This window comes from Methylobacterium gnaphalii, from assembly GCF_007992215.1.
GTDB classification, from domain to species: Bacteria; Pseudomonadota; Alphaproteobacteria; order Rhizobiales; family Beijerinckiaceae; genus Methylobacterium; species Methylobacterium gnaphalii.
In genome coordinates this window covers 1-11853 of record NZ_BJZV01000027.1, presented here as the reverse complement: position 1 = coordinate 11853, position 11853 = coordinate 1, and the positions used below count along the sequence as shown (strand labels likewise).

Sequence of the window (11853 nt, the reverse complement as noted above, 5' to 3'; positions counted from 1 at the left end):
TTGCGCGCTATTACCTTTATAGAATTCGCCGATTTCTCGTAAATTTTAAAAGGATTGTTGTGAAAGGTCCAAGAGAACGTTTCAAGATCGTGCCGCGCCGCCGTTATGTCGTCTGAGTAGAATCTATACCTATCGGCCATTTCGGCATCGCGTAACAGCTCTTTCTCTTCGTCGACGGCCCACTCCGGCTCGCGTCGTGCTTTCCGGCTCATAAGATGCCTCAAATCGTGTGGCCCTTTTGAGCCGAGATTCGGCAGGCCAATCTAAGTCAATCTCCTCGTCAAGCCGGCAGCTCAGCACGGCCCACAGACGGACGGAGAAAAATTGTGACATGCGACAGCCCCTTTGGAAAAAAGAGCGAAGACCTTGCCTGCATCCAATCAATGATCCGCACCGAACTAAGCAGTGCTTTAAGTCTTCAGCGCGCAGAGTGGCTGACGACAGATCAGACTGCAATGCTTCTGCAGATCTGCGCGACCTCGCTTGAGAAGGCCCGCAGTACAGGTCGCGGCCCGCTCGCATCGATCCCTTACGCCAAAATCGGTCGCTCAGTCCGATATGCCCGCGCCGATGTCGTCGCTGCGGTGGCGCGGCTGCGCGTGCCGGGAAGCGTAAGCAAAATCTGACCCGAACCAAACCCTGACAATCCAGAAATCAGAGGCCCTCGCGAGGGGGATGGCGAAGCTATGCCAAAAGGAATTGAGCATAAGCGCTTGAGACAGGAAACTCTCGATCGCGCGAGGCAATTGCTGCAGCATATGTACCCTGACGGAGTTATTTTCGGGGACGAGTTCTGCATCGGAAGCATAGACGGAAAGAAGGGGCAGAGTCTCAAAGTAAATCTGAAGACCGGAGTGTGGGCCGACTTCAATGTACCGAGGCACAAGGGCGGCGACCTGATCAGTCTCCGCGCGGCCAGAGATAATGTCTCTTATGCTGAAGCGGCGCGGCGCATCATCGCAGAAATCAGCGGTGATAGCGATCCACCTCCTCAAGGTAGCCTCTCCGCCCGAAGGGCGGATATCGAGGCGACAGTTCCAGTCCCGGCGGGCGCGCCTAGCGCTCATTTGCCCCTCGGGTTGCCCCACCCCAGACATGACAAACCGGGGTACGTGCTGACAGCCAAGTGGGCCTACCGCGACGGCAGCGGCCAACTAATCAACTACGTAGCTCGGTTTGAGAATGCGGATCAGACGAGCCCGAAGGGCAAGATCGCGAAGGAGGTCCTGCCGCACTCTTTCTTCGCCATCGCCGGCTGGCGTTGGAAGGGGCTCGGCGGTCGAAAGAAGCCGCTCTACGGGCTCGACAGGCTCACCCAGCGTCCCGATGCTCCCGTTTTGCTTGTTGAGGGCGAGAAGACGGCCGACGCTGCGACCGACCTTTTTCCCGACATCATAGCAGTCACGTGGCCTGGCGGTGTCGGTCAGGTCTCGAAAGCCGACTTCACACCGCTACGTGGCCGGTCCGTCACATATTGCCCCGACGCCGACGCCGCCGGATTGAGGTCGGTCGAGGAGGTCGCTCGGATCTTGATGGAGGCCGGCGTGGCCGAATTCAAGGTTGTTTCATTGCCCTCCGACCTACCTCGTGGGTGGGACATGGCGGACGATCCGCCACCAGGATTAGATCTTCGAGAGCTGCTGCGGAATGCTGCGGCGACTGCAGCAATCCAAAGGGCTTTACTGCGTGATTTGGGCTTTGAAGAGTTGTTGGAACGGTTGGTTTACAACGTCGAGACGGACCAGTTCGTAGATCTTCGTAGTGGCTACCGTCTGCGAAGCGCGCAACTCAACAACATGTTTCGACATACTGGTTCTAAAGGTATGGCGCTAAGGTTGCTCGAAGATATACGGCTGCGCAAGGTGCAGCGCTTCGCGTATATACCTGGCAATGAAGACCGGATCGTAAGGGTGGACGACGACCTTCTGGTTCTGAACCTCTGGCGGCCGTCCAACGCGGTACCGCAGGCCGGCGATGCTGCCCCATACGAAAGGCATCTGCGCTACCTCTGCCCGACTGATGAAGAGTTTGAGCATCTCGCAAATATGCTGGCATTCATGGCGCAGCATCCAGGTAGCAAGCTCAAGAGTGCCATCGTGCTCATTGGACCACCTGGGACCGGCAAAAGCTTTGTCGGCCATGTCATGCGTAGGATCTTGGGCGCGCATAACACATCGAACGTTGAGTCGACAGACATCAAATCCGACTACAATGGATACATGGAGGCCAAGCAGCTCGTTATCGTCGAGGAAGTCATGGCTCTTGGCCGGCTTGAGATTATGAACAGGCTCAAGCCCTTGATCACTCAGCCGACAGTCAGGGTCAACGAGAAGTATCTCGTTGCATACGAGATCGAAAACCGTGCTAACTTCATTTTCCTGTCAAACCACGAAGATGCGCTAAAGCTCGAAGACGGGGATCGCAGGTACTTCATCGTCATCAGTGATAGGGCGCCCGAAGCGCCGGACTACTACGACCGCTTATGGGCCTGGGAGGCGCAGCACCTAGGGGTCATTCTTGATTGGCTGCTGTCTCGAGATCTGACCGGCTTTAAGCCGGACGCAAGACCGCCGGCCACGGAGGGCAGGCGTCGTATGATCGATGCTGGCCGGAGTGACGCTGAGGTTCTAGTGGCGGATCTGGTGGCGGATTGTGCGGCGCCGTTCCAACACGATCTTGTCGAGCTCGCCGAGGTCAGGCGGGTCATTTCCGACATTCTTTCGGATGGTCGAGGGACGACTATTACGCGGCCAGCTCTGACGAGAGCGATGCGGGCGATCGGAGCGGTTGACCTAGGTCAGAAGAAGGGGACGGTGAGTGGCGTTGAGGTGCGGAAATCGTTATGGGCGGTCCGCAACATCGATCGTTATCGGAGCATGTCCCCCCAAGCTCTCATCGAGCAGTACATCAGGTCTCTCAGAGACCTCGATGGAAAGTCTAAACCCGGCGATGCGGAAATCCTGCTCTGAGGCTTGAGGACTAACAAGCTAAGTACGTATAGGTTGTTCCGGGAAAGCTAATGGGGCTTCGTTAGCGCGGTGATGAGATGCTCGCATTGCCGCGCTTTATTATTTGCGCGACAGTTGTTATCAATTATTTCAATGCGTACTTAGTCCTAATTAGGCTCTTAGTCTTGAGGCCTTTAGTTCAAAAACGCAAGCTGACCTGCCTCCCTAATTTTTGCCTGGATGACGACCATTCCCTTCCACTCTACGGCGGAAAAGAACAGGTGGCGCTTGCATCCATAGATCAAATAGGGTGGGCAGGGCATTTCCGGGCTTGCAATGTGCTGCACGATCTAGGCGAGCCCGGATGCTTCCTACGAAGTTCCGAGACATAGGAGCCGATGTCATCTCCCGGCCTTAAGCCTGAGCTCATACCTTCCCATATGGTACGACCGTCGCCTCGAAATCCCCGAAGACCCAGCCGATCCGCCGCACAATCTGCACAGTGCGGTCCCGAGGTTTTCGACTCATCCGCGCGCGGCTCACTGCTTCAACGTCAGCCACCGGCGGCAGCGGCGGCGCCCAAACCAGCCGGTCGTACTTGGGAGGCCGCTCCGGCTCGGCCAAGCCCGCAGGAACCCAGCCGTAGAGGTCGAAGGTGCGATACCTTAGTAGGCTACGAACGTACGGGTCTGTGTCGGTCAGTTTAGCGATAAACGAAGGCGTAACGCACAAGTTGGCCAAAGAGGTATAACTCTCCGGGTCGGCACTGTCGGCGTATACGTGATTGAACTGCGCCTCCCGTGGCCGTCGCAGAGCATTGCACCACAAGAAGGCGTCAGTCGGGCTCTTGTTATCGTCGAGACCAACGAGGACCCCTCCCCGCTCCTCGATCTGACCGCGGCGCGCGGCATCCCTCACGGTTTTGACGAAGGGGCGACAGCCGGTCTGTCGAACAGTGTCTGGGTGGCTAAAGACCACCAACGAGGCCACCGCCTGATCGATCGTGCGATATGGCGTGGCCGCTATGACAGCCCGAAGTGCCTCCAGGCCGTCGAGGCCGAAATCGGCAAAACTGTTGAACACGACCCCGCACAGGCATGAGGCAAGCGACTTGACTCATAGTCTGTGGTCGGCGTCGGGTCGACCCCCTGTCGTCCGACGATGGACGTGCGAAAAAGGGTGGGCCTGAATGTGCAGGCGCTTCGCCGCGAGCGTGGCTACTCCCAGGAGGAGCTGGCTCACCGCGCGGGTGTCCATCCGACGTATTTAAGTGGCGTCGAGCGAGGGCGCCGCAACCCGACAATCGTGGTGCTCCAGCGCATCGCCGAGGCGCTAGGCAGCGACATCGAACAGATCGTCAGCCGGGACGATTGAACTGCCGCGGGGCTTCTGGGTGAGCCGGTGGTGGGGTTTTTCGACTTCTCGGAGGAGAGTGACCCATTGGCGACGTTCGGAAGGTCCGCTCGCGGGCGCGAACCTTTAGCGGCCTGGGGCCGAAAGACCTGCTAGGCTCGCAAAGGTGGAGCTAGTTCAGGGGACGGGTCGTGCGGATCGTCCGCGTTCACATCGCGAATTTCCGAGGCGTTCGGCAGGCTGACATCGAGCTGGATGGCACGGTTGTCTTCCTGGGCGACAACAACACCGGGAAGTCGACGGTGCTCGAGGCCATTGAGCTTGCCGTCGGCGCAGATCGCTTGTCTCGCACGCAGGCGATCGACGAGCACGATTTCTTCGGCGGCGACTACCAGGCGCGCGATGGCGAAGCGGGCAAAAAGATCGTCGTTGAGGTCGTGATTTCCGAGCTCGACGACCAGCTCTGCACCAAGTTCCGCAACAATCTCGAATTTTGGCGGCCAGCTAGTAAGGACGTGGCCGCCGACCTCGTCGCGGCCGCGGCACCGGGCACGAAGCCCGCGGTCCGCGTCCGCTTCGAGGGCGCCTACGATGCCGACGCCGACGAGTTCACCGCCAAAACCTGGTTCGCTGTACCCCGAAACGACCAGGGCGTGCCGCAGGCTGAATGCCGGTCCGGCGACAAGCGGGAGTTTGGCTTCCTTCACCTGCGCGCCCTGCGCACGGGAAGTCGGGCGCTCTCGATGGAGCGCGGCTCGCTGCTCGACGTGATCTTGCGCACCTATGAGGTGCGCACGCGCATGTGGGAGGGCCTGCTCGACGGGCTGCGCGACCTCGATGTCGTCGGGGCCAAGGACCCGGAGTTCGGCAAGATCCTCACCGACATCCGCGACGCGATGCGCGAGATCGTCCCCGGGGAATGGGCCGACGCTCCGCACCTTCGGGTCTCGGAGCTGACCCGCGAAGACCTCCGCCGAGTGTTGAAGTCCTTTCTGGCGACGGGGGTTCCTGGCTATGCCGCGCCATTCCAGCACCAGGGTTCCGGCACGATCAACGCTCTGGTCCTGGCCATGCTCGGTCTGATCGCCCAGCGGCGGCAGGGTCGGGTTATCTTTGCCATGGAGGAGCCGGAACTGTCGTTGCCGCCGCACGTCCAGAAGCGCGTGGTCGATAAGGTGCGCGACCTGGCGGCTCAAGCGCTTTTCACTTCGCACTCGCCGTACGTCATCGAGCAATTTGCGCCCGAGCAGATGACGGTGATGACGCGCGACGGCACGGGCTTACTCAACGCCGCGCGGGTCGTCCTGCCGGACAACTTAAAGCTCAAGGTCTTCCGCGACGGGTTCAGGACTCGTTTCTGTGAGGCCTTGTTGGCCCGCCGCGTCCTGGTGGTGGAAGGTAAGACCGAATTGGTCGCCTACAGCGCGGCCGCCCGACGGGCCGCCAGCTTCGAGCCCCAGACGTACGACCGGCTTGACACCCTCGGCTGGGTGCCTTTCGACGCTGGCAGCCAAACCGCGGTCGCCGACTTCGCCCGCTTCTTCCGGGGTCTCGGTAAGATGACCGCCACGATCTTCGACCAGCAGACTCCCGCCGACAAGGCGGTGATCGTGGCCGCCTGCGACCAAGCCTTTGAGCAGCCCTATGCCGGGTTCGAGAACCTTCTGAACGCGGAGGTCCCCGCTAACATGCAGTCCTGGTTTGTCGACTGGTTCAACGGCCAGGGCGAGTGGCCGCCTGCCCTGACCAACGTTCTGCCGCCGGCAGGCACGCACGATGCCGCGTTCAATGCGCTGTTCCTCCATAAGAAGGGCGCGGATTACATCACCGTCTTCTTTGAGCAATGCACGGGTGCCGCGCACGTGCCGCAAACCATGCGGACCATCCTCGCGGCCCTGAAGACCATGGCGGCGCCACCTGCACCGCCACCCCCGCCGACTCCGATCCTTCCTGACCAGTTCAAGTAACCGCATGGCCCTTGTCCTCACCGATGACAAGCGGCGACTCCTGGCGACCACAGGGCACGTGCTCGTTCGTGGCGGCGCAGGCTCTGGGAAGACGACCATCGCACTGGCCAAGGCCTGCGTCGACTTCGACGCAGGACGCCTAGGCGCGGCGGGCAAGGCCCTGTTTCTAAGCTTTGCCCGCGCCACCGTCGCCCGCGTTGCCGAGCAGGCGACAGCGACCATTGGCTCCGATCAGCTCTCGCGGATCGAGATCAGCACCTACCACGGGTTCGCCTGGACCATCCTGAAGAGCCACGGCTACTTGCTGTGCGCCAAGCCAGGGGTTCGGCTGCTCCTGCCGACCCAGGCGCGGGACCGGCTGGCCGGCCTCGACGGTGCCGCCCGTTTTGCCCGGCAGCGACAGCTATTCGACGAAGAGGGCCTCGTCGCCTTCGACCTCTTCCCGACTCTTCTTGTGGAGCTGTTCACCCGGTTGGAGGTCTTGGCTGAGGCCTATGCTTTCGCCTACCCGCTGATCATCGTCGATGAGTTCCAGGACACGAACGCCGAGGAGTGGAAGATGATTTTCACACTCGGCCAACGCAGCCGGCTGATCGCCCTCGGCGATCCGAAGCAGCGCATCTACGACTTCAAGGGCGCCGACCCCCGTCGGTTTGATGATTTCCTCGCTGCGTTCCAGCCGGAGCCGTTCGATTTTGGCGGCGAGAACAACCGTAGCGCGGGGACAGACATCATCCGGTTCGCCGACGCCATTCTGGATGGCGCTTTCCGGCCTGAGCCCTATTCCGGCGTTACCATTGACCGCTACCGTGGACAGAGCCTGCGGCCGTTGAAGCAGGCTATGCTGCAGGCTGTGAACCGTTATCGCCGTTCGCCGGAGTGGTCCGTCGCGATCCTTGTCCCCACCAACGCCCTTGCGATCGCCGCCTTCGACTACATGCGTGGCTCTGACCACGGACTGCCCGCCTACCCGGCCGAGATCCTGGTCGCCGCTGAGGGGCCAATTTTGGCATCGGCTTTGATCGCGCTCCTACTCGAGCCGCACAACGACCCCCATCAGCTGGCCGCCTTGGTGCTCGAAGCTCTAGCCTCCTTTGAGGTGGGCCGCACCGAGGCCGCTGGATCGACAGCACTGACTAAGGCGGGACGCCTGAGGCGGGCGGCCGGCCAAGTCCGGCAGCGCGGCGATGCAGGCTATGGAGCCCGAGGCATTCCGACGGACGTCCGCGATCTCGTCGGCAATGTTCGGCAGATCGTGCTCACAGGCGATCCGATGTCGGACTGGCGCCTGGTCCGCGCTGCCCTTGCGGACAGCCCGCGTGAAGAGCTGCAGCATGTCGCTCGTGAGGCGCGTCATCTACGTCTGCTTCAGCGCGGTGCCCAGATCGAGGGACGACTCGCCGAGGCCTGGCGCGCAAACGGTGCATATCGCGACGCCCGTGAACACCTGGCGGCCGCAGTTGTCGAGGATCAGTTCGCCGCCACGACCCGCCCGCATCGCGGGGTGACGGTGATGACGATCCACAAGTCCAAGGGAAAGGAGTTCGACGAGGTCATCGTCTTCGAGGGTGTCTACCAGCGCTACCTGTCAGCGAGAGGCGGCGACCGCGAGCGCTCCGCCCGATCCAATCTCCATGTGGCGGCCACGCGCGCGAAGCGCAGCGTTGTTCTAATGACGCCACTCCAGGACCCTTGTTCGTTACTTCCCTAATCCAAGCTCTGCCAGCCCGACAGGCGAGTTCCGGCCGAGCCAATGTGACGAACAATCGGCAAGCGTGGGCGCGGGTCGACGAGCATTGGTCGGGTAAGAAGATCGCTGCCATAGCAGGCTCCATCCCCGGCGGCCGCGCGCAGGTAGACGTCAGAGCCAAGGCCTGATCATAGACGCCAGTGCGTCAAGATCGCCTTCGTTGTGCCCTGGCGCGACATTGGGGTGGGAGCCGATCCCGTAGGCTTCAAGGAATTTCCGCGTCTCGGGCGTGATCCAAGCCGTCGTCAGGAGCGCCGCGCGCGGATAGCCGAAGCGTTCGACATAGGTGTCGGAAGCCTTGGCGCGGAATTCGATCTTCACGCTCTTGACGACCGCGCCGGGGTGGAGGTCGACGACGGTGCCTAGCAAGGCGCGCGCGATCGCCTTGTCCAGCGTAGTCGCAACGTCATAAGCCTTCAATTCCAGGCCGAGGGCACACGGGCCCTCGTAGGGTCCCCCCTTTGCAGACTTCCGCAGGCCCGAGGTGTACCGCTTCGAGATCGCCGACACGTCGAACTCGTGCGTCTCGTCGCTGAGGCCGACGTGCTCGACGCTGTTGTGAAGTTCGAGCGGCTCTCTCGCCTGGGGCGACCCGAGCTCGAAGTGGCAGGGTAGTTTGCCGGGGGGCTCGCTCGCCGACTTGATGTGCCCGGGCCCGCCGCGCACCCGGAAGGTGGTGGTCGACTTGCCTGCGCTATTGCGGGCCTTGACCTTGTGGCTTATCGCGAGCCGTGCGGCGATTTCGAACATGACCCAGGTCTCGTAGGTCTTACCCTTCGTTGAGGCGAGGCTCGGCGCGGCGACCGCTAGGTCGGCCGCGGCCTTGCTGATCCTAGCTTCCATCGCCGCCTTCTCGGCCGCAGTTTTCGCTAGGGTGGCGGCACTGGGCTTGGCCATTAGAGCTCATGCTCCAGCCGCTGGCGCGTCTCGCGGACGGCGTCGGCCCAAACCTCCAGGAAGGTCTTGATTGCCGTAGCGCGCGCAGGATTGAGGAGCTCATCGACCGGGCCCGGGCTGGAAACCGCTTCGGCCGTCGCCTCGCCGGTGCCGGCCGGAAGGACGCCGATTGAGCGAATCTTGAGCCGTTCGGCCAGACCCTGAAGGCGATCGGTAAGCGCGAGCTCGCGGATCAGCGCGTTCTGGACGACGGCGTCGATTGCCATGATCTGCCGCTCAGCGCGCATCCGGCGACGCTGGCGCTGCGCAGCCCGCCTGCCTGCGCGAAGGTCGAAGCGCTCGTCGCGGAATCCTTCGTTCTCCTCGAGCCGCACCGTGGCCGCGCGGCCATAGTCCGCCATCGGGCTGTTCAGCAGCCCAGTCAGGAGCGGTTCAACAATCGGGTCGATCTCGGCCAAGCGCGGTCAATCTCGGGTTGCCGGGATGACCCTTGTAGCGTTCGGGTGTCGTACAGCCCAGATGTTCGGTGGACCGCAGGTGTCGGCCACACTATCCATTCAGCATCACCGTGGGCTTGCCCCGAGGAAGGCCATGACCCCGTGATCACCCAACGCGAACCGCCGACCTGGGAGGCCTTGGAAGAGGCGGTGCGCCAGATCCTCGCTGAGTGTGGGATGGACGCCGTGCGCCAGGCCGCCATCGCCCTGCCCCGGGGCGGCGAGGCCGCAGTTGACGTGATGGCGACGGAGACGGTCAACGGGATCAAGACGGTCACGCTCTGCGAGTGCAAGAATTGGAAGAGCAATGTCCCACAGGACGTGGTCTTCAGCTTCCGGACTGTGATGGCCGAGGCGGGCGCGCATCGCGGTTACATCATCTCGAAAGTGGGCTTCCAGCCGGGCGCGCTCCTCGCCGCCCACAACACTAACATCGAACTCCTCACCTTCGCGCAGTTTCAGCAGCGGCATTTCGAGAAGTGGGTCGGCGCCCGGACGTGGTCACTCGCGCGCGCTGTCGACAGCATTGAGACCTATTACGAGCCGTTCGGCATCCCGGGCATGAACCTGATCGAGGATGAGGCGGAGCGCGAGGCGTACTATCGCGTCTGGCGAAAGTACCTCTTCATCGGCGCGATCCTGCCGGCCTTTTCGCCGTACCTGCGCCAACTTGGCCAGGCAACGCCACTACCAGGGCTGCCGATTGATCTCCGGGGCGTGGTCCGAGACGAGTTCAAGGTCGAGGTGCCCGCGGACCTCGCGGCCGCGACCGGTTACCAAGAATTCCTGGAGCTCCTCGAAGCCTATGCCCGCGAGGGCCTAGCGGTGCTGCGCGCACTTAATCCGATCACGCGTGACAAGGTACCGGGCGCAGTTGAACGCGACGACTGAGCTTATGTGGCCAAGCGCGTCAGTGCCCTCCAACTCTATGCCCGAATGTCCGGAATGTGGAGCAGATTCAACGTCTCCTCGTGGCGCAAACCGGAACAGCGAAGGCGAATCCGATCGGCGCGTGGGCGGCCACATGGTGCCCAAGGCCTATCTCTATCTCTTATCGCTTAGATGGCATCTGCACCCGTGGCGCGGGCGCTACGAAGCTGCTACGTACGACCTCGCCTTCGCGCAACGAACGTTGACGTAGGGCACCTAAGCGTCTCATAGCGCATAGGTTCGCGGGCGTAGTTCAGTGGTAGAACGTCAGCTTCCCAAGCTGAATGTCGTCGGTTCGATCCCGATCGCCCGCTCCACTAAGTGTCTCGTATCACTGATCTTTTCGCTCTCGATTATGGTCTAGGTGTTCCCCATGTTCCCCATGGTGTTCCCCATCGGCCTCCTGTTTCGTTCAGGATCCGTTCTTCGCAGCCCTGTGTGCGATCCGAAGCTCGGCGACGTGGCGTGATTTCCCGAGCGCACCTCGCGAGTAGCGTTGGGTTGTAGCCGTCTGAGAATGTGCTGCAGCTGACCGGATATGGTCGAGGTCGGCGCCGGCATCCTCGGCTTCAGTGATGGCGCCAGCTCTAGCGTCCATGTTCCAAACGTTATCCGGCACGCCGGCTGCCCGTGCCACGACACGCCATTCACGCCCATACGCTGACTCGGCGTAGGGGCGTCCGGCCAACTCATCCACGATGACGGGTCCGATCCGAGCTTCGGGGGGAATGAGCGCGATGAGTTCGCTTACCAACGGGCAGAGCTTGAGGTCGTGAGCCGCGAAGGCTCCGGTTTTCGTCGTCGCTTTTCGGATCACCAGATTCGGATCGATGTCCTGCCACGTAAGGCCATTGGTCTATCGGCGTCCCCTTAGGACGAACGAACCTCCACCCTCCCCTGCCGAGATCGGCTCCCATTCGCCGATGACGTCCTTTTGTCGCAGGGCAGTTTCAAATTGAATGGCGGTGCCGAGCGCCAGAGAGAGGCGGTCCAGGCGCAAGGCCGTCGCGATGAACGCCTGGACGTGAGACAGGTCCATTGAGATGCGTCGACGAGCAGGCTGCTTGAAGCGCGCATGTCGCAGGATCGCATAGAGCCGAGCGCAGTCCGGCAATTCGGCCATGACGCCATAGGCGAAGAGCTCGCGCAGCTTCTTGATGATGCCGTACGCGCGACGCAGGCGCTCCGGATCTCCGGGTGCTTTTGGTTCCTTGGCCTTGTCGTACCAGCGATAGAAGTCCCCTACCCTTAGGGCGGCGAGCGACCTGTTGCCGAAGGCCGCTTCGATCAGCTTCAGCGTGTAGAGGTCTTTGCGGCGGCTATTGTGCTTCAGCCGCTGGAACGGGCTCGCTGGACCAGTCTGATAACGCCGCGAGAGCGAGAGGATGGTCCCATCGAAGCGATCGGATTTACGGGCGTGTCCAGCGGCAAATGCCAACGCTTCGGCCTGAAGCCGTTGGTGACCTGCCCCCATGCGGTGGTCCGAGTTCAAAGTTAGTGCAGGGTCGGCC

General features: G+C 61.8%; 9 protein-coding genes, 1 tRNA gene and 1 pseudogene. 7 read left to right on the top strand and 4 right to left on the bottom strand.

Annotated features, from left to right (window positions below; translation table 11 throughout):
• Positions 1-326: 326 nt before the first annotated feature.
• On the top strand, positions 327-626 hold the full coding sequence (locus tag MGN01_RS19045) for a helix-turn-helix domain-containing protein (protein WP_210246085.1): 300 nt from the start codon (positions 327-329) through the stop codon (positions 624-626).
• Positions 627-686: 60 nt separating this feature from the next.
• The gene (locus tag MGN01_RS19040) at positions 687-2969 is read left to right on the top strand and encodes a DUF5906 domain-containing protein (protein WP_147048414.1); all 2283 of its coding nucleotides are present in this window, start codon (positions 687-689) and stop codon (positions 2967-2969) included.
• Positions 2970-3374: 405 nt separating this feature from the next.
• On the opposite strand, the gene MGN01_RS19035 is transcribed toward MGN01_RS19040, so the two are convergent.
• Positions 3375-4031 carry a hypothetical protein gene (locus MGN01_RS19035; RefSeq protein ID WP_147048413.1) on the bottom strand — a complete coding sequence of 219 codons (657 nt, stop codon included), beginning with the start codon at positions 4029-4031 and terminating at the stop codon, positions 3375-3377.
• 96 nt (positions 4032-4127) lie between these two features.
• On the opposite strand from MGN01_RS19035, the gene MGN01_RS19030 reads away from it, so the two are divergent.
• The 3 genes from MGN01_RS19030 to MGN01_RS19020 all read left to right on the top strand — a co-directional run bounded on the left by MGN01_RS19030 (position 4128) and on the right by MGN01_RS19020 (position 7979).
• Complete coding sequence (locus MGN01_RS19030) at positions 4128-4322, top strand: helix-turn-helix domain-containing protein (RefSeq protein ID WP_373319230.1); 195 nt, start codon at positions 4128-4130, stop codon at positions 4320-4322.
• 170 nt (positions 4323-4492) lie between these two features.
• Positions 4493-6268 carry an ATP-dependent nuclease gene (locus MGN01_RS19025; protein WP_147048411.1) on the top strand — a complete coding sequence of 592 codons (1776 nt, stop codon included), beginning with the start codon at positions 4493-4495 and terminating at the stop codon, positions 6266-6268.
• 4 nt (positions 6269-6272) lie between these two features.
• Positions 6273-7979 (top strand): UvrD-helicase domain-containing protein, encoded by a 1707-nt coding sequence (locus MGN01_RS19020; protein ID WP_147048410.1) that lies wholly within the window; start codon positions 6273-6275, stop codon positions 7977-7979.
• 150 nt (positions 7980-8129) lie between these two features.
• Here MGN01_RS19020 and MGN01_RS19015 read toward each other — a convergent pair whose 3' ends face one another.
• Entirely contained in the window at positions 8130-8915 is a 786-nt protein-coding gene (locus MGN01_RS19015; protein WP_147048409.1) for a hypothetical protein, read from the bottom strand.
• Complete coding sequence (locus MGN01_RS23705; protein ID WP_170246065.1) at positions 8915-9373, bottom strand: hypothetical protein; 459 nt, start codon at positions 9371-9373, stop codon at positions 8915-8917. The genes MGN01_RS19015 and MGN01_RS23705 overlap by 1 nt, the downstream gene beginning before the upstream one ends.
• Before the next feature lie 141 nt (positions 9374-9514).
• Between MGN01_RS23705 and MGN01_RS19010 the strand changes: the two genes are divergently transcribed.
• A complete protein-coding gene (locus tag MGN01_RS19010; RefSeq protein WP_170246064.1) occupies positions 9515-10303 on the top strand; it encodes a restriction endonuclease in 789 nt (262 codons plus the stop codon).
• Positions 10304-10584: 281 nt separating this feature from the next.
• A tRNA-Gly gene (locus tag MGN01_RS19005) sits at positions 10585-10659 on the top strand.
• Between the two features lie 539 nt (positions 10660-11198).
• Here MGN01_RS19005 and MGN01_RS23945 read toward each other — a convergent pair.
• Positions 11199-11853: pseudogene (locus MGN01_RS23945) on the bottom strand (integrase); the annotation flags it as partial.

What these genes read in the sequence shown, in the direction of transcription:
- MGN01_RS19040 (WP_147048414.1), top strand. Translation starts at nt 687, where the DNA reads ATGCCAAAAGGAATTGAGCATAAGCGCTTGAGACAGGAAACTCTCGAT.
- MGN01_RS19015 (WP_147048409.1), bottom strand. Translation starts at nt 8,915, where the DNA reads ATGGCCAAGCCCAGTGCCGCCACCCTAGCGAAAACTGCGGCCGAGAAG.
- MGN01_RS19020 (WP_147048410.1), top strand. Translation starts at nt 6,273, where the DNA reads ATGGCCCTTGTCCTCACCGATGACAAGCGGCGACTCCTGGCGACCACA.